The following is a 23,641-nucleotide window of genomic DNA, read 5'->3' as shown; positions in this document are numbered from 1 at the left end:
AGTTAAATCAGAGGGGGAAATACGTTGGTACAGTCGATTGACCGAGCGATGAGCATCATTTCGGTTCTGGTCTCTGACGATAGCAAGGCGCATTGGTCGATTTCGGAGATAGCGGACCAGACTGCTCTCCCTCTCAGCACCGTTCATCGTTTGATCAGCACCATGATGCAGCATGGACTGATCATGCAGGTTCCTGAGACCAAGCAGTACAAGCTCGGCTACACCTGGATGGAGATCGGGCTGGGCCTTGTGGACAAAATCGATACACGTGCAGTTGCCCGCTCGGTAATGGAGAAGCTGGCTGCTGAAGTGCAGGAAACCGTGTATTTGAGCTTTCCGCACGGTACGAGCTCGATCGTCCTTGAACGGGTTGAGAGTCCTACCAGTGTACGGATTATTGACAACCTGGGAGAGCGAATTCCGCTGCACATCGGTGCGCCCAACAAAACCATTCTGGCCAACATGGATCCTGCAGACGCAATGGACATGGTGGAAGAGCTCATCGCAGAGCCGGAAGCGCAGCAGGAGCTCCTGAAGCGGCTGCCAGCTATCAAGCAAAATGGCTATGCCATCAGCTACGGTGAAAAAACGGAGGGCACGGCCTCCATCGCAGTACCGATCATCGGCTACAACCACCAGGTCGTCGGCGCACTCAGCATCGGCGTACCCAGCTACCGAATCAACGAGGACCGCTTAGCTTTTCTGATTGAAAAGGCAAAGCAAGCAGCAAGCGACATTCAGCATCGAATCGGCGGTCTCGCCTAATTTTTTTATCCACGATACGGAAACTCATTTCACATAATGGAAAACGGAGGCATCTCACATGGGCAAATGGCAAACGAAGGAACAGTTGGTCGATCTATTGTGCAATCTCGTCAGTATCCCGAGCATCACCGGTTCTCCCGCAGAAAAACAGGTACCTGGTTATCTCGTGGAACAGCTGAGCAGCCTTCCCTATTTTCAAGCCCATCCCGACCACGTACGTGCCAACCCGACGGAAGATGATCGTCATTTCGTAACGGCACTCGTCAAAAAAGAAGGCATCAGGGACACCGTCATCCTCGTCAGCCATTTCGACGTCGTCGATGTAGAGGATTACGGGGAATGGCGCAAGCATGCGTTTGATCCAAAGGCGCTCACTCCGCTGTTTCATGCGAATGCCACGGATATGCCAGCTGCAGTACAGGAAGATCTGAATTCGGGAAACTGGCTGTTCGGTCGCGGAACAATGGACATGAAATGCGGTCTTGCTCTGCACATGTCGATGATCGAGCGGGCATGCGAAGGGGAATTTGACGGAAACATCCTGCTTTTGACAGTGCCAGACGAAGAGGTCAACTCTGTCGGTATGCGCGCTGCTGTTCCAGCCCTGCTCGCCCTCGCGGAGGAATTTGATCTGAACTACAAGACCGTGCTGAACTCCGAGCCGATGTTCACCCGTTTTCCTGGCGATCACAACAAGTATTTGTACACGGGCTCCATCGGAAAGGTACTCCCCGGCTTTCTTTGCTACGGGAAAGAAACGCACGTCGGTGAGCCTTTTGCTGGTCTCAACGGGAACCTCATGGCTTCCCAGATCACCTGCGCGCTCGAGCTGAACACGTCATTTTGCGAGGTAGTCGAAGGGGAAATCTCTCCTCCCCCTACCAATCTGATTCAGAAGGACCTGAAAAAAGAGTACTCGGTGCAAATACCGCACCGTGCCGTCACTTTGTTTAATCTGTTTTTGCTGGAGAAAAAGATGGAGGACATCGTAGAGCCTCTGCTGCAAACCGCGAGGCAGGTAGCAGATCAAATCAGCCAATCCTATGCTCGACAAGCGAGCCTATTTGCCAAGACAGCGCCATTTACCCCGCGGGATCTTTCCATTCGTGTCATGAGCTATGAGGAGCTTCACGCCTACGCGGTCAAGACCTATGGAGAAGAGCGCTTGAGCCAGCTTCAAGCGGAGGCCGTGGCAAATCGCGGCGACAAGGACGACCGGGACATGACCATCGAGCTCGTCGATCAGCTGGCGATCTTGTGCAAGGAGTTGTCACCGATGATCATCTTGTTTTTCGCTCCCCCATTCTACCCAGCGGTCAGCTCGCGTCGTCACCCGCTCATCCAGCGCACGACTGCGGAAATGGAAGCCTATGCAGCGGAACAGCACCAGGTCACACTGCTTCAGCAAAACTACTTCGGCGGTATTTCCGATTTGAGCTACGCAGGCTTGCAATATCCAGCTGCCTCCATGCAACCGCTTGTCGCAAACATGCCGCTGTGGGATCAAGGCTACTCGATTCCCTTGCAGGCGCTGGAAGCCTTTGATGTCCCTGTCATGAACCTCGGCCCGGTCGGACGCGATGCCCATCAGTGGACCGAGCGTCTGGATGTAGATTATGCATTCGATACACTTCGCGACATGCTGCCGCGTTGCATTCACTCTCTGTTGAAATAGCGACTGGGGTATAATGGGGGAAAACCGTCTACGAGGAGGGCTATCGCTATGCAATTTGAGGCCAAGGAAAATGGATTTGTGACCCATTTGTCTTATGGAGACCTGCATGTATCCGGCGACGAGCAATACGGCTTTCGTCCCTACCAGCTCATGGTATCGTCTATCGCCGTATGCAGCAGCGGCGTTCTGCGCAAAGTTCTGGATAAAATGAGAATGCCGTGCAGTGACATGAAGGTGACAGCCGAGGTCGTGCGAAACGAAGAAAAGGCGAATCGAATTGAAAAAATTCACCTTCACTTCATAATCAGCGGAGAAAATCTTCAAGAGGAAAAAGTAAAAAAGGCGATTGAAACCTCTCATAAAAATTGTCCGATGGTTCAATCGGTTCGGGATAGTATCGTAATCACGGATTCGTTTGAACTCTTATCCTAGAAAGAAACCCGCTTCAGGTGCATGGGGACTGCCCCCCTGCTCTGAAGCGGGTTTTCGTTGTCTTCAGGCCACTTGCTGCTTCACAGCCTGCTTTTTCTCTTTGCTCTCGGGAATGACTACGTTGAGGATTACAGTAGCCAAAGCCCCTACGGTGATCCCAGAGGAAAGAATGTAGTTCACGAAATCAGGCACACCGTTCAGCGCCTCTTTCGGCAGCACGGTTACCGCGATGGTGCAGAGGATCGGCAATCCGATGACCATCATGTTGGGTCGTCGATCGAAATGTGCTGAATCACTTTAATCCCGTTGGCGACAATCTCTACACAAACGATACCGAAGATACCGTTAATAACTGGCTCAGGAATGCAAGTAATCGCCGTCGACAGCTTCGGCACCAGGCCGAGCGCCACCAGAATGATGCCACCTGCCATGATTGCCATGCGGCTGCCTACACCTGTTACCGCGATCAAACCCGCATTCGATGAATACCCGGTCGTAGGCGTACCTCCGAACAAGGCCCCAATAAAGCAGCCAATCCCTTCCCCTACTGCTGCACGATTCAAACGTTTTTCCGTCAATTCACTATCTGTAACCGTCGTACTACAAACCAGGTACCAGTCGTTTCGATCATGATGATCATGTAAACAAACAGCATAGTCAGTACGGCGCTGAGATCAAACACAGGAGCGCCATAAGGGAAGAACTTCGGCAACGATAGCCAGCTTGCCTCTTTTACCGGGCTGAAGTCTACCGTACCAAAATACGCAGCGGTGATTGTTCCGACTGCAATCGCGATCAGGACAGACACGAGGCGGAAAAAGGTGCCTGCCACTTTTGCTCTTGTTCCCAGCAGCATACAAGTCATCAGCACACCCGCAGAAACAGCAGCAATGAATACGTTGGTCCAAATAGCGCCAGGTGCGTGATAGATATTGCCCATTCCAATCGGCATGAGGGCGATACCTACGATGATAATAACCGTTCCTCCAACGAGCGGTGGAATAAACTTACGCACAGCTTTGGCAAACCATTTCAGCGGAAAGCCCATCAGCGCCATCAGCAAAGCACCCGGAATCAAGCTCCCGATCATCGCGTTCAAGCCGAGCTTGCCACCGATCGCAGCCAAAGCTCCAATCGGTACATAGGAAGGGCCTTGCACAACAGGCAAGCGCAGACCAAATCCAGTCTGAATCAACGTTCCAATTCCCGTTGCCAGAAAACACATTTGAATGAAAAAGGATGTACTCGAAGCGTCCATGGCCAGCACATGCTGCATGCCGAACAAAAAGGCGTGAAGCTGGGTACAGCCTAAGCTAGCTTACAAAGTCCATCGCACAGCAAAAAGACCCGCTCTCCTTGCAGCAACGGCAATGAAGTGCACCCCTTAGAATAGACATTGGAAAAACCCCTAGGGAAATCCGATGTAATTCTAGGGGGTGTATTTTTATGGCAATGAAAGGTCAGAAGTATAAGTCGTATCCTGAATCCATGAAAATGGAGGCGATTCGTTTACATCTCGAGGAAAAGTGGACTTATCGGCAGATCACCGAGCACTTTGGTATTCAAGATAAAGACCGCGTAAAGAAATGGATGAAAAAGTATAAACAACTTGGAGAGTTTGGCTTTCTCGATCAGCGAGGTCGACGCCAGGCGTATATCGACCAGGATCGATATGTTCAACAATTGAGGCGGGAGAATCACATGCTAAAAAAGTGTTGGGAAATTTGGATGCGGGAGGTGCAGCACAGAAGTACTCCATCATAAAAGCAGCAGTTGGCGAGTACAGCGTCACGGAACTTTGCAAGCTGTTTGGCGTTTCAAGAAGTGGATACTATGCGTATGTAAAGCGACAGAATGTTGATCGAGACAGACCGGTGAGAGATCTCATCCAGAGTGTGTATACGAAGTATGATGGGAAATATGGATATCGACAAATCCAATTGTTTTTGCTGCACGATCATGGAGTGTGGATCAATCATAAGAAGGTTCTGCGTTTGATGCAAGAAATGGGACTCCGTTCTCGAATTCGTCGCAAGCATCGTAATCATTATGCTTCATCTGAAGGAGGACGAGTTGCTGAGAATGTACTGCAGCGTGATTTCAGAGCACAGGCTCCCAATCAAAAGTGGGTAACCGATATCACGCAGTACCGTGTGAAAGATACTTGGCTGTACGTATCGGCCATTAAAGATTTATTCAATAACGAGATCGTGGCTTATCACATGGACGTTAAAAATGACAGACAACTCGTCCTTCAAACCTTTACGAAAGCCTTTGAAAAGACGAAAGACGTGACTGGACTGATCGTTCATAGCGACCAAGGATGCCAGTACACGTCCTACGATTACCACGACATGCTGCCTACGGTTGGCGCCCAAATCAGCATGTCGAGGAGAGGCAATTGTTACGATAATGCCTCTATGGAGAGCTTCTTCTCGCATCTCAAAACGGAAGGACTCTACCCTTATGATATCCGAAATCTGGATGAGGCACAAAGACGAATTGAAGAATATATCCAATTTTATAACGAAAGTCGACCGCAACGAAAACTGAAAAAGCTGACGCCGGTAGAGTACCGACGCCAGCTTACTGCCTAGGGCTTTTTTCAATGTCCACTAAATGGGGTCTTGACCACAATGGATGAGTGGGTCTTCTATTCGCTGGCCTAAAAAATCGGGGACAGTAGCCTCGTCAGTGATTCCTGAATTCGCGAACGCAACGGGCGGTTCATGTACTCCTCAATCGTCAGTTCCCGGCAATCGGCCATATCGGCGATAAACAGTGCCTCCAGCTTTTCCGCCATCCGCGTGTCATACAGGTAGGCATTTGTCTCAAAGTTCAGCTTGAAGCTGCGAATATCGATATTGGCTGTACCGACCGATGAAATTTGGGTGTCCACTACCATAGTTTTCGCATGCATAAAGCCCTTTTCATACAGGTAGCAGCGCACACCACTTTTCAACAGCTCCCCCAGATAGGAATGAGTCGCCCAAAAAACCATCAGATGATCCGGCTTTCCCGGTACCATCACACGGACATCGACACCTGACATCACCGCCATTTTTAGCGCAGTCAAAATACTTTCATCCGGTATGAAATAAGGGGTTTGCAAGTAAATCGTCTGTCGTGCCTTGTAGATCATTTTCAGGTTCGCATGCAGGATTTGATGCTTTTCCGAATTGGGGCCACTGGACACGATCTGCACGCCAATCCCATCTGCTGGCCCGTGCGTCTCCGGGAAATATGTGATCGCCTCTGCCATGCGCTTGGGAGAAGACAGGTTCCAGTCGAGGAAAAAGCGCGCTTGCAGCATGTACACCGCTTTTCCCTCGATCCGCAAATGCGTGTCTCGCCAATACCCCAGCTTTTTCTTGCCTACGTACTCGTCTCCGATGTTGAAGCCACCCAAATATCCGACCTTCCCGTCAACGATCGTCAGCTTTCTATGGTTGCGAAAGTTCACCCGGAAATTGATGAAGGAAAACGATGCTGGGAAAAACGGGACCGCTTCTCCACCAGCTGCCAGCAAAGGCTTGAAAAACCGAGACGGAATTCCTGCTGATCCTACTGCGTCATACAGGAGCCGGACTTGCACGCCTTCCGATGCCTTTTTGACGAGGATGTTTATCAGCTCGCTGCCCAGCTCATCGTTGCGAATCGTATAGTACAGCAAATGGATATGCTCCTGCGCTTTTTCAATCTGTCCGAACATGTCGGCAAACAGGCTGTTTCCTTCCAGAAACACCTTAATCGCATTATCTTGCGTATAATACGCCCCATCACTGACCACATTCATGTAAATCATGTCGCGATGCCGCTCCATCGCAGGGTCATTCACTTCCATTTTCCCGTTTTCCAGCAAGTACTTCTGCTTATCAACAGCTGTCCGGAAGTGAGAAAACTCCCCCTCCTTCAGACGATACAGCTTCTTTTTGCTCAGCTTTTGACCGAATATCAAATAAACGATAAAACCGATTCCTGGTAAAAACAGCAGCACCATCAACCACGCCCAGGTAGCTGCGATATTGCGCCGCTCCATAAAGATCAGGACAGCGGCCAACATGACATTGCCGATCGAGATGACCGCGACGATTTGTTCGAGCAACAGCATTACCCCACATCCACCTTCATGATTCTCCCATTTTACACCATTTCCATCCAAGTTTCATCTCTGCCTGCCAGCGCACGAGCAGCAAGCCCATAACCTCAGCCGAGGTCGAGTCGTTGGATGAACTTCTTGGCGATTGGCGAGGACTGCTTTCCCTTACGCATCGCCCAGCCATAGTAGATAGGCTTCTCGTCAGGTCGATCCAGCTCTATCGCGATGATATCCTGGCTGCCTGTAGACACATGCTTGGAAAAGGAATAGTGCAGGCTGACGGTTACTCCTATCGCCGATAAGACCGCATTTTGTATCGCCTGCACATTATTCGAAGTAAACAGGATATCGAATTGCCCATAGTTTGCCTCCAGACTCTGGATGTGCGCACGGATCTGGTAGTAAATGCATCGGCCCCGGAATCGTCGCGATGCGCAGCTCGCCGCTCACGATACTGCTATAGGCGGTTGCCTCAGCCCTACCTTTAACAGGATTTTCCTGCGCCTTGGAAATGATCACTTTTCCCTCCGGAGTGGGCATGGCGCCCTTTCCCCGTGAACGAGTAAAGATGACAAGCCCCAGCTCCGCTTCCAGTATGGATATGGCTTGGCTGACAGCTTCGAAATACGAGGACGTCGAGGCTTTAGTGGATAAAGCTGTAGCCACTTTCGGTCGAATTGATGTCATGTTCAACAATGCAGGAATCGGTCGCCTAACGCCTGTCCCTGATTTGGAATGGAGCCATTACCACGCTGTCATCAACGTCAATCAGCATGGGGTCGCTCATGGCATTATGGACGCCGGCAAAAAAATGCGGGAGCTTGGCATCAAAGGTGTGATTATCAACACGGCTTCCGTTTTCGGGTTCTTGGCTTCTCCAGGTACTTTTGCTTATCACGCCACAAAAGGTGCCGTGATCATGATGACAAAATCAGCTGCTCTGGAGCTGGCTGCTTACGGCATTCGTGTGGTAGGGGTCGCACCTGGTGCAGTGGATACGCATATTATTCAAGGCTACAAGGATTCCGGTATGCTTGACTCAATGAAAACGAAAGTCATGGGCAACAAATTGACTCAGCCCGAGCAAATCGCGGACTCGATTTATCTGCTGTCTCTTCCGGAAGCAAGCGCAATCAACGGCAGCGTGGTCATGGTCGACGAAGGCTACGCTTCGTTTAAGTAAAACTTTCTTGCTTTTTCTACATGGAATAGCCCCTCTCTAAACGGGAGGGGCTTTCGTTTTGCCTGCTGCTCTGTCCTTCGTTTATACCAGGTCCAGCAGCTGACCTTTTTTCATGATCAGACGATCGTCCAAATACACGTCTGGTTCTTTGACGACACAATCGATATGAACACCCGCGACGATGGTTCCACCAAAGGTGTTGTTGCTGCCAAATGCTACGTGAATCGTCCCGTAGACTTTTTCGTCCTCCAAAACGACTCCGGTAATGCGAGCCTTGTCATTGGTGCCGATCCCGAATTCACCCAGCATGCGCCCGTCCTGCTCGCCCAAAATCTGCAGCAGCCTCTCGCCGGCAGCTCCTTCTGTAGAAGTGATACGGCCATTTTCCACTGTCAGCAGCGCCGGACTGTCCACTTTTCCGATACCGGAAATGGAGCCGTCGACCACAATCTGGCCATGCGCCGATCCCTCAACAGGTGCGATGTAGGCTTCCCCGGAAGGAAGATTGCCTGATTCGCCTGGATTCACATACATACCCGTACTTGGAACACCGGGCCGGCTCGCGATGGAGAACTGCAAGCTTTTGCCTTCTTTTTCAATTCGTACGGTACTTGCTGCACTGAGCATTTCCGTTACTTTCTCCGTCAAGCTCTTCACTTGAGTATAGTCAGCAGAGATGGCCCCTTCTAAAAACATATCCTCTGTAATGCCAGGCATGGTCGCGAGTCGTGTCCCTTTGGCAGCAGCCTCTTTGCGCGCCTTGGTATGTGTCAACGAATGCTCTGTTACACAGACAACTACATCTGCGTTTTTCATCGCTTCTGCTACGATTGCCGGCGGTTCCTGTCCGCTTTTCTCGCGCTCCTGCATCACCATCAGGACGGACTCGGCTCCCAGTTCTCTGCCAGCCTCCCACAGGGCTTGCCCCAGCTCGCGTTTTACGTCGTCGGCGACAACTAGAAAAGATTCGCCCGGTTTCAAAGCCATGCAGCTCGTCAGGATTCCCTTGCTGTTCTCAATCAGCTTCATGTTTGTCCCATCCCTTTCGACTTGATCCTCAAATCTATTATGCCTCTTAAAAACGGGGGGCACAAATAGAAAAGGAAACCGCTGGGGTCTCCTCGTAATGCTATTTATGAAAATAATCTTTAATCGACTGAATCAAACCTGTCGATTTTGCTTTTGATTTTTCAGTACCTGCGGCTATTTCACCCTGCCCCTGTAGGATTTCTTTCAGGATGGCGGTGTGATCGTCTGAAAAGGAGACTCTCTCAGCTGGAAGGATCTTTTTCGTTGGGCGATAGACTGCAACACTGAATTCAGTCCCGTTCGTCGTTATACCTTTACGCTCTTGATCTACTACTTCCATCGCTTCCACCTCCATCAAGATTTTGACTATAGGATACCATAAGTTTCCATAACTTGTCCATGTAGACGATATGCTGTACGGCCACTGCCGCAGCCTTGAAGTGGGCTTCCGTTTCCATAGTAATCATTTCTTTGCTAGGCAGCATAATTACGTACCCAAATCGAAAATTAGGACCTTGATTACGTATAAACCCTATAGCCTCCATGTCATTTGCAGGAAATAACTCCCGTACGTTCCCTTTTAAATAGGGATTATCTGGCATACCCAAGATTTCATCAACCATTTTCATATCAAGTTCTGTAAGTCCAAAATGCCGGCCAAGACTAACAACCATGATGTTCCCTTCTAAATTGGTCACTAAAAACGATGCCCTCACAAACCGATGATCTAACCCTGGGAAGATACTCATGGCTTGCATCCCAATCCTTCTCATTAAATGATCAACTGTATTCGTAATTTCGATTTCTTGGACGCCTGGTTTTTCTATGACTTCCATTGCAGCAGAGATTTCCTCCGTATAAAGCATGATCTCAGGTGCAGGGGAAGATTTTTCTATCTGTTTACGATCTTTTGCAATCAGCAAGGGGATATAGCTAACAACCGCCAAATAAATCATAATACAAATAGCACTAAACAATAGCTTGATGAAATTATTAGCATCTTGATAGGATTCCAGTAAGTTTGCCATGGATACAAAAGGAAGAATGATCGTACTGTATACTTCCTTTAACTCACCAACTAAACTCCCGATGACAAGTAGCACCCCAGCCACAAACACCCCGTATAATTTTTCTCTTAACAATGTGAATGTTTTTTGAATCATCAGACAAAAATCCCCCTACCCGATCCAACTATTCCTTTATTTTACAGGAAAGAACTGAAAGGTGTAGAGGGTTTGACTATTTTATTTTTTTCCTTGCTGCTCTCTATTTGAAGGTAAATCAGGCTTATAGGAACGACTCATTTGATAAACTGATACTTCAACTGTATCTCCTACTTTGAACTCTCTTAGAAGTCTGACTTCAGGCTTCTTTTCGTTTCGACTACTCTTTCGTTTCCTACCAAACATATCCACCTCTCCTCTCCCTAGTAGCGTTGACTGTTTTCAGAACATTTATACGGGAGTGAAGACAAAGAAGATAATAATAACCACTTCAATTACTAGAGCACCAGCTTGACCCCGCTCGCCTTTTGCTCCAGCATTTTGCTCAAAATAGTCCCGATATGAGCGCCTGCCTCGATGGGCGATGTCCCCTGACGATGGACGTTGGAAATGACAGTGCGTTCCGATTCCACCATGCCTTTGCGCGGGCGATAGCACATGTAGGCGCTCATCGAGTGGGCCGTCACCAGACCAGGGCGCTCTCCAATGAGAAGCACCAGCACTTCCGGCTGTAGCAGTTCTCCGATGTGATCCATGCTCGCGACACGTCCTCCTTTGACGAAAAACGGTGTGCCACAGCTCAATCCATAGCTGGTTAACGAGTCCAGCAAAGCTGGCAGGACATCTCGCAGATTGGCATCAACGGCGCTGGCACTCAGCCCATCGGAGACGACAATTTGCACCTGCGGCTTCTTTTGGCAGCGCTCCAGGAGCAGCCGCACCCCTTCTTCGTTGAGGATTCGTCCCATATCCGGCCGCTTCAAGTAATTCTCGGTATTGTCGTACTGCGTCTCCACGGTAAACAGGGAAAACTCGTCGAGCAGCGACTGCTGCACTTCGCCATACACAGCATCGACCGCCGCTGCATGGTCACGCCGGAGCTGAAGCATGGTCCGGGTCAAGGGACGGACACCCGTACGCCACACACCGATCCGGGCAGGCGTGCTGTCCAAGAGCTCCTGCATGCCTTCCTGCCATTTCGGATTCGGGACATTCGCCCCTCGCTCCTCTTCAACTACGTGGACAGGAGACTCGGAACAATCGAATGCTCCCAAAGCTTCCGCCGAACCGTTCCTCGCCCTTTCACTCAGCTTTTTCTGCAGCTCTGCCACGACCTTGTCGACCAAATATTCCAGCTGCTGCTCCATCAACCGAACACCTCCTAGGTTACATAAAAATCGTTGGATCTCCGGCGATCGCCGTCAGCTTGCCATGTTCCATGATCCCCATCTTCTCCAGCCACTTCTCAAACGCCGGGGCTGGACGCAAACCGAGCACCTCCCGGAAAGCGGCGATATCATGAAAGCTCGTTGATTGATAATTGAGCATGACATCATCCGCCATAGCTACTCCGATGACAAAATTTACTCCTGCAGCCGAGAGCAGGATGCCCAAATTGTCCATATCGTTCTGATCGACCTTCATATGGTTGGTGTAGCACACGTCACAGCCCATCGGCAGACCGTGGAGCTTGCCCATAAAGTGATCCTCCAGCCCTGCCCGGATGACTTGTCTGCTGTCGTACAAATATTCAGGGCCAATAAAACCCACGACCGTATTGACGATGAAAGGCTGATATTTGCGGGCAAGCCCATAGCAGCGGGCTTCCATCGTCAGCTGGTCGATGCCGAAGTGAGCCTCAGAGGACAGCTCAGAGCCCTGCCCCGTCTCGAAGTACCAAATATTCGGACCTGTAGAAGTGCCTTCCTTTCGCATCAGCTCATCGGCCTCATCCAGAAGGTCAACATCGATCCCGAATGCCTGGTTGCCCGCTTCGCTTCCCGCAAGGCTCTGGAAAATCAGATCAGCTGGCGCGCCTTGGCGGATGGCACGCATTTGGGTAGAGACATGGGCGAGCACACAATTTTGGGTGGGGATCTCCCACTTGTTTATCACTTCTTTCGTCATCAGCAAGATGTCTTTTACGCTATCGGACGTATCGATGACCGGGTTGACCCCGATGACGGCATCGCCAATCCCGTAGCTGAGCCCTTCGTACAGGGCAGCCTTGATGCCTTGGATGCTGTCGGAGGGATGGTTGGGCTGAACACGTGATGCCAGCACTCCTTGCTGTCCGATCGCTGTGTTGCAGTGCGTAATGTTCCGTATTTTTGCCGCAGCCGTGATCAGGTCGAGATTGCTCATCAGCTTGGTTGTGGCCGCGATCATTTCGCTGGACAGCCCCCGGCTGATTCGCCGAATCTCACTCTCTCCCGCCTGATGGCTCAGTAAGTACTCACGAAGCTCTGACACGCTCCAGTTCTTGATTTCGTTGTAGATCTTCTCGCTGATGCCAGCCTCAATCACGCGCGAGACCTCGTCCTCCTCTGGCGGCAGCAGCGGATGGTTGCGGATATCCGCCAACGTCAGATCGGCCAGCACCTGTTTGGCTGCTACACGCTCACGTGAGTCCTCGGCGGCTATACCCGCCAGCTGATCCCCCGATTTATCCTCGTTCGCCTTGGCGAAGATTTCTTTGAGGTCGCGGAATTGATAGGTCTGCCCGAGTACCGTTGTTTTCGTGATCATCTCGTCCCCCCCTTTATCGAAGTGTGTTCATCAAAGGCTAGCGTTTTGACGACGACCGGGATAATCGTGCCGGATATAGGTTCGCCCAAGTCGATGTAGTCGCCGTACTCGACGCGTACCTGATCGATGCAAATGATGTGCGGCTTTCCCTTGCATCGCAGCTCCAAAGCTTGCCCGAGCGCTTTTGCCATATCCGACTCACAGAGGACAACCATGGTCGGACTGTCAGCAAACTGATGACGGTATGGAAGCGTCAGCTCGTCTGCGATCCGTTGAAGCTGCTGATAGGAACAATAGCGGATGCCAGATAAGGAAAGGGCAAACGGGATCTCTGTCGTTCTCTCAAACAAACGCTGACCCATGTCGTACACAGCCGCTACCTCTGAATGCAGCCTGCTGGAATCATGCAAATGCTCAGCTGTCAGCTCCAGCTTGAGAATCGGGATATTGCGGATCGGCAAAAGCTCAGGCTTGATATGTACCGTAGAACCGCTGATCTCTGTACTCTGCATGCCTGCACCAATCACAGTCGCTCTGACAGTCTGTTCCGGGTCGATCCATCGCAGTGGGTAAGTCCCCTTTTTCCTCTCCTGCTGCAAAGCATACCCAAGCATGGGTCCAAAATCTCCGTATTCGCTGACCTGGGCCATCGTATGAACAGGCCGATCCGTCATCAACTGGCCCACCCCTCCTGATACGGACAACTCCTCGACGGGTATCCTTTCTCGCAGTTGATGACCAAGGACCAGCAGCCCAGACTCTTGCCTGTCTCGTCCCGTTACATAGTCCAGCATATCCCGCACCATTTCCCCGGCAATTTCCCCGATCTCCTCCACTGTGAGCTGTATACCGGGCTGGACTTGCAGCTTCTTAGCCATCAGCCAAGACTTGATATTGGGTGACACGTACTGAACCATACCTCGTTTATCCAGCCGTATCAGGCGCCCTCCTACGTGAAAGGTGACGGTAGCGATGGCTTTTCCCCGGTAAAAATAAGCTGCGTTCGCAGTGCCCCCTCCTATATCCACATTCACAACTGTTCCTTGGATGGACAGAGACCGTTTTTGCGCACCGGCTCCCTTCCCGGCAAGCACGCCTTCCAGGTCTGCACCCGCTGTCGCCACGACGAAGTCACCCGATCGCTCTGCTAACAGATGCACAATCTGCTCCGCGTTTTTCTTGCTAGCTGTCTCTCCCGTGATAATGACCGCTCCTGATTTAATGGCGGAGAGGCTGATCTTTGCCCTCTCGTACTCCGCTGCCAGAATAGCACCGATTCCTTCTGCGTCTATTTCGTCAGCGCCGATAAGAGGGGTGGGATGAACGGCACTGGCATAGAGCAGCTGACGCTCCACAATCTGATAACGGGGCAGGGAAAACGTACTGGACATTCGCCCCAGGCGCAGACGGCTGACGATCATTTTTGTCGTGCTGGTTCCCACGTCGATGCCAACGCTTTGGATCCATTGCTCATCCATACAAAACCTCCTCTGACCCTTGACCTAAAAAGCGCCTGAACAGTCGGTATGTTGCTGCCGAACTCGTTCAAGCGCCTTTGCTCGCATCCTATTCACTTCACTTGGCTCCATGATCGATGAGCTGCTCTTTGGACAAGATTTCCTCTGCCAGCCTGGCAAGCGGCATGCGCCGTTGCATGCTTGCTTGCTGCAGCCATTTATACGCGGCCTCTTCCTCGAGCGACATGGTGCTCATCAGCTTGCCTTTTGCCTTTTCGATGATTTTCCGATCCTCGATTTTTTGCTTGAGCGTGTGAACATCCTGTTTGAGCGAAGCTACCCTCACCCTTTGGCTCAATGCAATTTCTACAGCCGGTATCAGGTCTTCCTCCGTGATGGGCTTCACCAGATAGGCGGTCACCCCAGCCTTGCACGCATCCTGAACCAGTTCCCTCTGGCTGTAGGCAGTCAAAAGCAGGATCGAGCTGTCGGAAAAGCCGCGGATGATGCCACTCGCTTTGATCCCGTTCAAAACAGGCATCTTCACATCCATAATGATCAGATCAGGCTTGTGACGGTGAGCGAGAGAGACAGCTTCCTCCCCATTTTTCGCTTCAGCCACTACCAGGTACCCTTCTTTTTCGAGCATCTCCCGCAAATCCATGCGAATGATGGGTTCATCATCCACTACCATAATCTTCGGCTGTGTCATCGTCACCCTCCTTTGGGACTGGATACAGGATCGTCACCTCGGTACCCTCTCCCGTATTGCGAAAATGTATCGTGCCTTCCAGGTCTTCCTTGACCAAAGTATCCACGATTTTCAGTCCCAAATGCCCTTTCTGCTGCACCGTCTCTCCGCCCGCCAGTCCCACTCCGTCGTCTGTGACCGACAGGCTGATAAAATCATCCTTGGTCACGAGTGTCAGCGTGATTCTCCCTTCCTGCCGATCACGAAACCCGTGAATCATGCAGTTTTGGACGAGCTCGGTGACAATCAGGGCAAAAGAAGTCGCTTTATCTGACGGCAGATAGACGGATTCTCCCTTCACGACGACTTGTATGGCCTGTTCGGAGGGCCGCATGGAGGAGACGATCATTTTCGATACTTTGGTCAAAATCTCCTGGAAATCGATCTGTGCCAGTCCGTCCTGCGCCAGGTATTCATGTATGATCGCGATGCTGTTGATCCGGTTGATGCTTTCCCTGTACACCTTTTCAAGCTCGCTGGCGGACGAGCGCCTCATTTGCAAACGCAAGAGACTCGAAATCGTCTGCAGATTGTTTTTGACGCGGTGGTGAATTTCTTTAATGACAGCCGACTTGATCATCAGCTGCTTTTCCTTTTCCCGTATGTCGGAAATATCCCGCAGCAGGATGATTCCCCCGATAATGTCGGGCTTGCGTACAGCCGAGACAGCTTTCATCAGCAGAAAATGCTTCCCTCTCGACAGCTCCTCCTGAATGTACCCACCATGCCGTACAAAGTTTTCCGGGGAAACTCGCCAAGAAAAAATACGCTCGATGCTCTCGCCTTTTGCTGGCTCCTCCAAACCGATCAAGGAAAGCAGCTTCTCGGCACGGCTGTTGGCATAGGTGATGATCCCGCTCTGGTCAAACAGAATCATCCCCTCATGCATCAGCGATGAAATCGGCATGTCTGGAACGGCAAACTGGATCAGTGTCTCACTTAGCTGCTCCGTCGTTTCCTTGAGCATTTCTACATTTCGTTCCTGCTCGACCTGTTTGGAAATATCCTGTTCCGTAATGAGAGTGCCGATCGTTTCCCCCTTGCCATTGGTAATCGGCACGACACTTTGCCGCATGACGAACTGCTCCTGGGAAACGCCACGCGATCCAATCACTGCCTTGCCCGTCGTCAGACAATACATGACCGCAGGCTCGTTCACCGCCGTCGCCAGCTGCCCTACGACGGAGCCGCTGTAGAGGGACCGTGCCGTCTTCGGTGACGCCTGCGCGATCACCAGTGCGGTGCTTTTATCCTTCGCCAGGCAATCGATGAACATGTCTGCTTGGGACAAATCCGCAAAGATCTGGAGCTTGGAAGCCAAATCCGCAATGATCGGGATATCTTCCTCTCGTATGGAGGTAGCCTGTCTACAAAGTTCCCATACCTTTCGCATACGTACCTCTTTTCACCAGCTCGCTTTTTATTATCTTAATTTTCCCACAATAAACCCCGAGAGAAAAGAGCACTATTTACTCCTATGGGCTTGTAAAAAAACCTCTATCGAGGCCACCTCAAGGAGGAGCGAACGCGTTTTAGCGGAAAGTTTTCATGCGCTCCAGAATTCATAAGCATTACGCTTATAAATTCTTACACGTTAAAAAAGCTTTCAGCTCACCTACTCCATCCCCTGTACGCGAGGAAGTAGGAAAGATCAGCCCGTCCCCCAACGCCTGCCGCAAGCAAGCCTCTGCCCTCTTTAGATCCGCAGCCGGATGATCCGTTTTGGTAATGACGCCGATGCAGGGCTGGGCGAATCCAAGAGAAAAACCAGGCGGAAAGGCATTGCGCTCACGAGTAGCGTCCTGCACCATGACGATCAGGCTCGCTTCCAAAGCAGTGGCCATCAGCGTTCGATAAAACATCGGGTTTTCGCTGTACTCTCCCGGCGTATCGATCAGCCAGTCCCGGTATTCCAGCGCTTGTGTCTTTCTGGCTGGCTGCTCGTCGTTGAACAGCGCTTGTGCCAGCGTCGACTTTCCCGCTTCGATCGCTCCAATCACCATCACCCTTTTTCTCATGACTTGGTCACCAGCGCCGGAGTAAATTTCAGCTTTTGACTGAGCACTGTATTGACAGCCTCTACTGCCATCTCGACTGCCGAGACATCGCCGACTACGATTAGCGAGCCTGTAAAGCGGTCGAGAAAGCCCAGCTCCACACTGGCAGCCTTCGTCGCAATATCTGCCGCAATAATAGCGGTCTCGGTGGGAGTTAGCGTCAAAATTCCGATCGCCCCCGCCTCTTTGATACCGAGCTTGGTATAAAGCATTTCATCCGGATTGGCGATCACGTGCGCCAGCGTGACCTGTTTTCCCGGCACGAATTCCTGTATGACCCGCGAACGCTCCTGCTCCATGCTAATCTGCACCTCCCGAGGCTCCATGTACCTCATACGAGTCGACGATCCCTACAATCACCGCATCGATCGGGACGTTCTGGTTTGAAAACAGGATGCGTGCCGGCGTACCTCGCGAGACGATGACCTGCTCGCCTATCCCCGCGCCAATTCGATCCGCTGCGATAACGGTCTGCCCGGCATCTGTGCCGCGCCAATCGATAGGCTGAACGACCATCAGCTTCAGATTCTCCATGCCAGCTTCCTTCTGGGTCGCCCACACACTCCCTATGACCTTGCCCAAAAACATGTGCAGCTCACCCTCTCCCTATGTAGCTGACGGTTATTCCTCTCTCTCGCATGCTATCTTGCGCCAACGGGGAGACAATCGCTCCCTGCTTCACATGCAGCGTCGTATGGCGAAGCTGCGGCTGTGAGCAGATCCAGTCGGCGGTCAGCAGCTTGCCGGAAAATACAGCTTCCGTCTCGTCCAAAGCGGTCGCGGTCGGCTTGGCAGCCTGCTCCCCTTCCTTTGGCAGCTGCGACCTCAGCTTGGAGACGACACGCTCTGCCAAACGTTTCTGTGGGGCAAACTCGATACCCAGCTCTGTCAGCTCTTGCACATGGCGCTGGAATAGCCTTTCATACGCAGGTGGCAATGTCAAAGCCTGTAAGGTACGCCGATCTGCACGCTTGATACCGGGCACATCCGATCCCGCAATCACGAATTTCCCCGTAACCAGTGCAGCAAAAACGATTTCTGCCTTGATCGTGCCTTTGAGCCCTGCTGCGATACGTGCAGCATTGTCGAGATCCAGCTCCGGAATGACGATACCGTCGTAATCTTTCGGCACTTCCAGAGGAGCGGGGGCGAACTCATCCGCCGTCAAGATTTTTCCCGCTCCTCCACATTCGATTTTGTGCATGCCCAGCCAGGAGGACGTCTCGCCATCCAGGAACAAAAGGTCGTGGCAAACTCCGTTGTTCTTCAAATGGATAAAATGATCAAGAAAGGCTACGTGCGCCTGGCTGTCGCAAAAAACATACAGCACGCGGCGAGCTTGCTTGACCTTTTCCTGCTGCAGCGATTGCAGAATTTCTTTGGTAATGGATGCGACCATCTCTCGGACGTCCACCAAGTCTCACCTCCGATACCCCGGGTAAAGCTGACCGTTTTTTCCGATGACTTTTACCCGATCACCTGTCTTCAGATTGGCAGCATTGCCTTCATCCAAATCTACGTGGAAATCAAGCGCAAATCGCGGACTGACGCGAACAACGACATCCGGATATAAAATCGGGCGATCCGTCTGCGTCTCCAGAATGAGCGTATCCCCATCCTTTACTTGAAAAAGCCGCGCTTCGTCCTCCGACATATGAACGTGTCTTTTGGCTACGATCACACCTTTCGTCAGCACAACGGTTCCCTTTGCTGTTACCAGCACCATTCCGGGAGTGCCTTCAATATCACCAGACATTCTCACAGGCGCGTGAACACCCAGAGCAAAACCATCTGTACGGGAAATCTCTACCTGCGTCGCACCACGGGCTGGCCCCAGAATGCGGACCCCGTGGATGCTTCCTTTTGGACCGACCAGCGTCACGGTCTCCTGGCTGGCAAACTGGCCTGGCTGCGACAGCTCGCGCATCGGGGTCAGCTGATGTCCTTCCCCGAAAAGCCTCGCTACATCCTCCGGCGATAAGTGCACATGACGATTGGATACGCCGATGGGAATCTCCGAGATAGCCTTGGCAGCTTGATCGGTGGAAGGCTGCTGTTTTTCTTCAAATGCACTCACTTGTATCCCTCTTCCCTTCAAGTAATCTGCCGCTGCGGGGGTTATTTTGTCCCCTCTCCCCAGATAAAAGGGGTTCGGTATTCCTGTTTTATGCATGGCTCTGAGGGATGCTTCCGTGATGACTGCCATACGGGACTATCCTTCGAGCTTTGGCAAAATCAATTCAATATCTCCATGCGGGCGTGGAATCACGTGTACGGATATGAGCTCTCCCACTTTTTCGGCAGCAGCGGCACCTGCGTCCGTGGAAGCTTTGACAGCGCCTACATCTCCGCGAACCATGACAGTCACCAGACCGCCACCTACGTGGACTTTTCCGATCAGCTTCACATTTGCGGCCTTTACCATGGCGTCAGCCGCTTCCACTGCTCCTACCAGTCCTTTTGTTTCCACCATTCCCAATGCGGACATTTCTCCTGCCATTTCCATTCCTCCTTACATGTATAGACAAATTTGTGGTGGTTTAAGACGTCATTTCCGTCAAGACAGACTTGATGATGGTTTTGATCTCTTCGCGGCTAAGGCCAATGCCCCACTCCGTTCCCTCGACGAGCGTTTGCGGCTTAGGTTCTGCTGCCGCCGTTTTTTGCATCTCCCGGATACCAAACGCAACTCTCTTGATATTCATCAGATGCTCGGGACCGATGTTGTCCGACGTAATGTTGTTGCCAAAAGATCCACAGCCCAGCGTCAAGGACGGCTGAATCCCGGTTGTCGCGCCGATACCACCAAACGTCGTTCCTGTATTCACGGTGATTCGCGATGCGGGCATCGCAAGGCCGTACGCGGCAATGACGGCGTCGTCCTGCGAATGAATCCCTGCGGTGTGACCGAGTCCTCCCAGGGTAAGCAGTTCATGGCAACGGGCAAAGCCCTCCTGCTGATCATGAACCGTGTACATTGCGAGGATCGGGGCAAGCTTTTCGATCGACAGTGGATAGGCTTTTCCTACATTCTTCTCTTCTGCTATCAGCACAGTTGTCTCCTGGGGAATCAGGATACCCGCCATTTGGGCGATAGCTTCGGGAGATCGACCCACGATCTTGGGATTAAGGGAGCCATTGACCATGAGGAGAGCTGCTATCTTTTCCCGCTCCAAATCGTTCAGGAAGTAGGCACCTTCCCGTTTCAATGCTGCGAGGAACGGACGCTTGATCGACTCCTCGATAACCAAGGCCTGCTCAGACGCGCATATCGTTCCGTAATCAAACGATTTGCTCTGGACAATTCGCTTGGCCGTGGCAGGCAGGTCCGCACTGTGATGTATGTAGACCGGCACATTTCCCGGCCCTACTCCATAAGCAGGCTTCCCCGAGCTGTACGCTGCCTTGACCATCGCAGAGCCGCCCGTGGCGAGTATCAGGTCAGTCAGCTTATGGACCATCAGCTCATGCGTAGCGGATAGAGTGGGCTTGCTGATACAGCGGATCAAGCCCGCAGGGGCACCTGCTTGCACAGCCGCCTCATCCATGACCTTGGCAGCCGCAAGCGTACAGGCAGCAGCAGCCGGGTGCGGGGAAAAGACGATGGCATTCCGTGCTTTGAGAGCGATCAGCGATTTGAAAATAACAGTAGATGTCGGGTTCGTCGAAGGAATGATTCCGGCTACGACCCCGACAGGCTCAGCTACTTCCCAAACTTTATTTCCCTCATCTTTTCGAATGAGGCCAACTGTACGTGCATTTTTGATCCACTCGTACACACTCTCTGCGGCGAATTGGTTTTTGATTTGTTTGTCCCGGACGTTACCAAAGCCGGTTTCCTCAACGGCCAGTACCGCCAGCCTTTCTGCAGCATCTACACCTGCCCGCGACATCGCTGCCACGATCGCATCGATCTGCTCCTGGCTGTACGCAGCGAGCTTTTTTTGCGCGTCATTTGCCTGCGTCAGATTATTACGCACTTCCTGTATCGCGTACAAATCCGCATCCAACGTCATGTTTCTAACTCACCTCCCCCTTCCGGCACTTCTTCCGGGAGAGATACCGACTCTTCCTGGTTCTTTGCCTGACTGATGAGGTTTTTCACCATTTTCGGCACATTCTCGTCAGGGCGTGGGATGACATGAGAATGCAGCAATCTTCCCACACGCCTTGCTGCATCCGCTCCTGCATCAACGGCGGCCTGCACGGACGACACATCCCCGATCACGTAGACCGTCACGATCCCTGCATCCGCGCCTTCGTAGGTGACGACCTTCACATTTGCAGCTTTGGCAGCAGCGTCGGCGGCAGCGATCAGCGCGGGCAGCCCCAAGGTTTCAATCATGCCAAGTGCGTACGCATGCGCTCGCATCTTCCCATTTCCCCCTTTCCAAAGGGATACTCCCTACGTTATAGCTTGACCGGTGCGGCAGCTATGCTTCTCACCGCATCAGCGAAGGCGTCAGCAGCTGCCCGGCAAGCGGACTGGCTTCCGGAGAGCAGCGCTCCCCCGAAGTTCGTCTCTGTCGGCGGTCCAAAGAATTGCTTGATCTGCACATCCGCCGCTTTCAGTGCAGCATCGATCCCGTACACGGCTTCGAGTGGAGGCGCGATCAAATACGCGAGCGGCTCTCCCTCCGGAACACCCGCTACCTGCGAGAGATAGCTGCCGCTGCGAGAGACGACATGGGCGTAATAGGCATGTGTGCCCTCGTCATTCAAGGAATAAAAACAGGCTCCACTCTCCATAAAGGCGATAGCCGCATCCAGTCCGCTCTGCACCTCTGATGGAGTGGCCCCCCCGATGATTCCGATGAACTCGCCGGACAACGGACCTGACGCGTGACCTGAGCCCGCATAAAACGATTTGGCGTACACGACCTCCACGGCTGCCTTTTTCGTCGCTTCATCGATCGCGGTGTAGCCCACATCATCGATGGTTGAGGTTAACAGCCCTAGACTTCGGATACGGGCGGGCAAATTCAGCTTTTCGGCAAATTGTGAGTCGACATTCGGTATCGTCCGAACAGCCAATGGTGTTGCCCGAATGGGTTTTTCCATCTGCGTCACTCCCCTCCGTCCAATCCTTGCTCGAAAACGCCAAAAAAGGCGCCAAAACGTAAGGAATTCTCCTCATGTTCATGGCACCTTTGCCTTTTGTTTATTCACTTGTTGAAAGCGTTGACTTGCTTCAGATCGAAACTGGTTCTTTTTTACAGTATGACAAGACCCCTTCAAAAATGCAAGAAGCCCTTCCACATTATTTTCTTTTTTCGGTCATTTGACGGACACAAGCCCGGGTTACCTTTGTTGTGTAGCCGAGATGGACAATCCGGCTCACCACTTACAACAACCCATTTTAGGAGGAATAAGAAATGAAAATGAAAAACATGGCAATGGCAGTAATGGCACTCGCAGTATCCGCAATGGCAGGCTCTGCTTTCGCAGCAGAGGTACCAAGCAAGCCTGTGAGCAGCACGAATACGGTGAAAGCTCAACTCGTCACTATGCCTGCCCTTTCCCTGGAACAACTGGCGAAGGAAAAAGGTATCTCCGTCGAACAGCTGATCGCTCAGTTGAAAAAAGAAGGCACGCTTGCTTTGAAGACCATTTCCCTGAAAGCAGCCGACGCGAAAGGGAATGAAAACAAAACGGCAATGCTGCGAGTCTTCAGAATCGAAGACATGGCGAAGGAGCAAGGCATCTCTGTAGAAGAGCTTATCGCGAATCTGCAAAAAGAAGGCAAGCTGATGCAAGCTGCTACACTCGTACCTGCTACTCCTGTTCAAAAATAACAACCCGTTGTGAGCTTGCGTCCTCTCAATTAACCAAAAGCCTCTGACCGCTTTGGCCAGGGGCTTTCTCTCTTGCACGACCTAACTGATTTTACAAAGTCAAACCACCATCGATCGTAACGATAGAGCCTGTCATATAGCTCGATCCAGGCGATGCGAGGAATGCGACCACGTTTGCCACTTCGTCCGCCTCCGCCATGCGGCCAATGCGCGGAAATTGAATCTCAGGCACATGGCCGGTTTCTTCGATGTCTTTTTGCAAGCCCACTACCAGACTCGTCGTCACCCCGCCAGGGCAATCGGCATTGATCCGCACGCCCGTTTTTGCGTATTCGATCGCTGCCGATTTGGTCAGTCCTACGACTGCATGCTTGCTCGCGGAATAAGCTGACATGCTGTGCTCGCTTTTCAGTCCGGCTGTCGATGCCGTGTTGATAATGGAGCCCGCGCCTTGCTTGACCATGACCGGAAGCACGTATTTCAAGCCGAGAAATACCCCTTTCACATTCACGGACATGACTCGTTCGAATTCAGCCTCTTCTACATCCTCCAAAAGGCTTGGCTTTTGGATAATCCCGGCGTTGTTGAAGAACACATCGATGCTGCCGAATGCCTCCAAAGCTTTGAATAGATGGGCTTCATCCAA

28 protein-coding genes and 2 pseudogenes are annotated in these 23,641 nt (G+C 51.8%); 7 read left to right on the top strand and 23 right to left on the bottom strand.

Translation table 11 applies throughout. From position 1 onward, the window contains the following. The first annotated feature begins 24 nt into the window (after nt 1–24). Genes ACLIN2_RS28765 through ACLIN2_RS28755 form a run of 3 tightly spaced genes read left to right on the top strand, consistent with a single transcriptional unit; the run spans nt 25 to nt 2,872 of the window. Nucleotides 25–765 carry an IclR family transcriptional regulator gene (locus ACLIN2_RS28765; protein WP_411502849.1) on the top strand — a complete coding sequence of 247 codons (741 nt, stop codon included), beginning with the start codon at nt 25–27 and terminating at the stop codon, nt 763–765. A 58-nt stretch (nt 766–823) separates the two neighbouring features. Next, the gene (locus ACLIN2_RS28760; RefSeq protein WP_411502848.1) at nt 824–2,440 is read left to right on the top strand and encodes a M20/M25/M40 family metallo-hydrolase; all 1,617 of its coding nucleotides are present in this window, start codon (nt 824–826) and stop codon (nt 2,438–2,440) included. A gap of 48 nt (nt 2,441–2,488) precedes the next feature. Further along, complete coding sequence (locus ACLIN2_RS28755; protein ID WP_411502847.1) at nt 2,489–2,872, top strand: OsmC family protein; 384 nt, start codon at nt 2,489–2,491, stop codon at nt 2,870–2,872. A gap of 63 nt (nt 2,873–2,935) precedes the next feature. Here ACLIN2_RS28755 and ACLIN2_RS28750 read toward each other — a convergent pair whose 3' ends face one another. Together ACLIN2_RS28750 and ACLIN2_RS28745 are read right to left on the bottom strand one after the other, a co-directional pair. Further along, complete coding sequence (locus ACLIN2_RS28750; RefSeq protein ID WP_411502846.1) at nt 2,936–3,136, bottom strand: hypothetical protein; 201 nt, start codon at nt 3,134–3,136, stop codon at nt 2,936–2,938. Next, nucleotides 3,133–4,097, bottom strand: a pseudogene (locus ACLIN2_RS28745) (solute carrier family 23 protein). The gene ACLIN2_RS28750 and the pseudogene ACLIN2_RS28745 overlap by 4 nt, the downstream one beginning before the upstream one ends. A gap of 221 nt (nt 4,098–4,318) precedes the next feature. Here ACLIN2_RS28745 and ACLIN2_RS28740 point away from each other — a divergent pair. After that, complete coding sequence (locus ACLIN2_RS28740) at nt 4,319–4,636, top strand: helix-turn-helix domain-containing protein (RefSeq protein WP_122923884.1); 318 nt, start codon at nt 4,319–4,321, stop codon at nt 4,634–4,636. Further along, nucleotides 4,597–5,469 (top strand): IS3 family transposase, encoded by an 873-nt coding sequence (locus tag ACLIN2_RS28735; RefSeq protein WP_411502845.1) that lies wholly within the window; start codon nt 4,597–4,599, stop codon nt 5,467–5,469. Before ACLIN2_RS28740 ends, ACLIN2_RS28735 begins: the two co-directional genes overlap by 40 nt. Nucleotides 5,470–5,537: 68 nt before the next feature. Here ACLIN2_RS28735 and cls read toward each other — a convergent pair whose 3' ends face one another. The 3 genes from cls to ACLIN2_RS28720 all read right to left on the bottom strand — a co-directional run bounded on the left by cls (nt 5,538) and on the right by ACLIN2_RS28720 (nt 7,511). Then, a complete protein-coding gene (gene cls, locus ACLIN2_RS28730) occupies nt 5,538–6,983 on the bottom strand; it encodes a cardiolipin synthase (protein ID WP_411502844.1) in 1,446 nt (481 codons plus the stop codon). Between the two features lie 95 nt (nt 6,984–7,078). Continuing rightward, on the bottom strand, nt 7,079–7,297 hold the full coding sequence (locus ACLIN2_RS28725; RefSeq protein WP_411502843.1) for a hypothetical protein: 219 nt from the start codon (nt 7,295–7,297) through the stop codon (nt 7,079–7,081). Nucleotide 7,298: 1 nt separating this feature from the next. Further along, nucleotides 7,299–7,511, bottom strand: a complete 213-nt coding sequence (locus tag ACLIN2_RS28720) for a hypothetical protein (protein WP_400583402.1) — start codon at nt 7,509–7,511, stop codon at nt 7,299–7,301. A gap of 28 nt (nt 7,512–7,539) precedes the next feature. Between ACLIN2_RS28720 and ACLIN2_RS28715 the strand changes: the two genes are divergently transcribed. After that, complete coding sequence (locus tag ACLIN2_RS28715; RefSeq protein WP_411502842.1) at nt 7,540–8,154, top strand: SDR family NAD(P)-dependent oxidoreductase; 615 nt, start codon at nt 7,540–7,542, stop codon at nt 8,152–8,154. 81 nt (nt 8,155–8,235) lie between these two features. On the opposite strand, the gene ACLIN2_RS28710 is transcribed toward ACLIN2_RS28715, so the two are convergent. From ACLIN2_RS28710 to eutL, 17 genes are all read right to left on the bottom strand, one after another. Next, nucleotides 8,236–9,183, bottom strand: a complete 948-nt coding sequence (locus tag ACLIN2_RS28710) for an aminopeptidase (RefSeq protein WP_411502841.1) — start codon at nt 9,181–9,183, stop codon at nt 8,236–8,238. A 100-nt stretch (nt 9,184–9,283) separates the two neighbouring features. Beyond that, nucleotides 9,284–9,523, bottom strand: coding sequence for a hypothetical protein (locus ACLIN2_RS28705; RefSeq protein WP_092268390.1), 240 nt, complete (start codon nt 9,521–9,523; stop codon nt 9,284–9,286). Continuing rightward, complete coding sequence (locus ACLIN2_RS28700) at nt 9,498–10,346, bottom strand: hypothetical protein (protein ID WP_411502840.1); 849 nt, start codon at nt 10,344–10,346, stop codon at nt 9,498–9,500. Before ACLIN2_RS28700 ends, ACLIN2_RS28705 begins: the two co-directional genes overlap by 26 nt. Before the next feature lie 338 nt (nt 10,347–10,684). Continuing rightward, entirely contained in the window at nt 10,685–11,554 is an 870-nt protein-coding gene (gene eutC, locus ACLIN2_RS28695) for an ethanolamine ammonia-lyase subunit EutC (RefSeq protein WP_411502839.1), read from the bottom strand. A 19-nt stretch (nt 11,555–11,573) separates the two neighbouring features. Next, entirely contained in the window at nt 11,574–12,935 is a 1,362-nt protein-coding gene (locus tag ACLIN2_RS28690; RefSeq protein WP_310229447.1) for an ethanolamine ammonia-lyase subunit EutB, read from the bottom strand. Next, nucleotides 12,932–14,413, bottom strand: a complete 1,482-nt coding sequence (locus ACLIN2_RS28685; RefSeq protein ID WP_411502838.1) for an ethanolamine ammonia-lyase reactivating factor EutA — start codon at nt 14,411–14,413, stop codon at nt 12,932–12,934. Before ACLIN2_RS28685 ends, ACLIN2_RS28690 begins: the two co-directional genes overlap by 4 nt. Before the next feature lie 97 nt (nt 14,414–14,510). Beyond that, the gene (locus ACLIN2_RS28680; protein ID WP_328210295.1) at nt 14,511–15,104 is read right to left on the bottom strand and encodes an ANTAR domain-containing response regulator; all 594 of its coding nucleotides are present in this window, start codon (nt 15,102–15,104) and stop codon (nt 14,511–14,513) included. Further along, complete coding sequence (locus ACLIN2_RS28675; RefSeq protein WP_400583422.1) at nt 15,073–16,536, bottom strand: sensor histidine kinase; 1,464 nt, start codon at nt 16,534–16,536, stop codon at nt 15,073–15,075. The genes ACLIN2_RS28680 and ACLIN2_RS28675 overlap by 32 nt, the downstream gene beginning before the upstream one ends. A gap of 184 nt (nt 16,537–16,720) precedes the next feature. Further along, nucleotides 16,721–17,161 carry a EutP/PduV family microcompartment system protein gene (locus ACLIN2_RS28670; protein WP_411502837.1) on the bottom strand — a complete coding sequence of 147 codons (441 nt, stop codon included), beginning with the start codon at nt 17,159–17,161 and terminating at the stop codon, nt 16,721–16,723. Continuing rightward, nucleotides 17,158–17,499 (bottom strand): ethanolamine utilization microcompartment protein EutS, encoded by a 342-nt coding sequence (gene eutS, locus ACLIN2_RS28665; RefSeq protein ID WP_092268398.1) that lies wholly within the window; start codon nt 17,497–17,499, stop codon nt 17,158–17,160. Before eutS ends, ACLIN2_RS28670 begins: the two co-directional genes overlap by 4 nt. 1 nt (nt 17,500) lies before the next feature. Next, nucleotides 17,501–17,788: a EutN/CcmL family microcompartment protein gene (locus ACLIN2_RS28660; protein ID WP_411502836.1), complete on the bottom strand. Its 288-nt coding sequence runs from the start codon at nt 17,786–17,788 to the stop codon at nt 17,501–17,503. Between the two features lie 7 nt (nt 17,789–17,795). Further along, the gene (locus ACLIN2_RS28655) at nt 17,796–18,614 is read right to left on the bottom strand and encodes a hypothetical protein (protein WP_411502835.1); all 819 of its coding nucleotides are present in this window, start codon (nt 18,612–18,614) and stop codon (nt 17,796–17,798) included. Between the two features lie 6 nt (nt 18,615–18,620). After that, complete coding sequence (gene pduL, locus ACLIN2_RS28650) at nt 18,621–19,406, bottom strand: phosphate propanoyltransferase (protein ID WP_411502834.1); 786 nt, start codon at nt 19,404–19,406, stop codon at nt 18,621–18,623. A gap of 6 nt (nt 19,407–19,412) precedes the next feature. Beyond that, nucleotides 19,413–19,700 (bottom strand): ethanolamine utilization microcompartment protein EutM, encoded by a 288-nt coding sequence (gene eutM / locus ACLIN2_RS28645; protein ID WP_092268402.1) that lies wholly within the window; start codon nt 19,698–19,700, stop codon nt 19,413–19,415. 40 nt (nt 19,701–19,740) lie between these two features. Then, a complete protein-coding gene (locus ACLIN2_RS28640) occupies nt 19,741–21,216 on the bottom strand; it encodes an acetaldehyde dehydrogenase (acetylating) (protein WP_411502833.1) in 1,476 nt (491 codons plus the stop codon). Beyond that, entirely contained in the window at nt 21,213–21,572 is a 360-nt protein-coding gene (locus ACLIN2_RS28635; RefSeq protein WP_122926584.1) for a BMC domain-containing protein, read from the bottom strand. The genes ACLIN2_RS28640 and ACLIN2_RS28635 overlap by 4 nt, the downstream gene beginning before the upstream one ends. 38 nt (nt 21,573–21,610) lie before the next feature. After that, nucleotides 21,611–22,261, bottom strand: coding sequence for an ethanolamine utilization microcompartment protein EutL (gene eutL / locus ACLIN2_RS28630; RefSeq protein ID WP_122926585.1), 651 nt, complete (start codon nt 22,259–22,261; stop codon nt 21,611–21,613). Between the two features lie 314 nt (nt 22,262–22,575). Between eutL and ACLIN2_RS28625 the strand changes: the two genes are divergently transcribed. Further along, nucleotides 22,576–22,995 carry a hypothetical protein gene (locus ACLIN2_RS28625; protein ID WP_411502832.1) on the top strand — a complete coding sequence of 140 codons (420 nt, stop codon included), beginning with the start codon at nt 22,576–22,578 and terminating at the stop codon, nt 22,993–22,995. Nucleotides 22,996–23,086: 91 nt separating this feature from the next. Here ACLIN2_RS28625 and ACLIN2_RS28620 read toward each other — a convergent pair. After that, nucleotides 23,087–23,620 (bottom strand): annotated as a pseudogene (locus ACLIN2_RS28620) (SDR family NAD(P)-dependent oxidoreductase); the annotation flags it as partial. Nucleotides 23,621–23,641: the final 21 nt, after the last annotated feature.

This window comes from Brevibacillus centrosporus (genome assembly GCF_046622605.1).
In the GTDB taxonomy this organism is placed as follows: domain Bacteria; phylum Bacillota; class Bacilli; order Brevibacillales; family Brevibacillaceae; genus Brevibacillus; species Brevibacillus centrosporus.
Note: the sequence above shows the minus strand (reverse complement) of the source record. Positions and strands in the feature narration are given on the sequence as shown.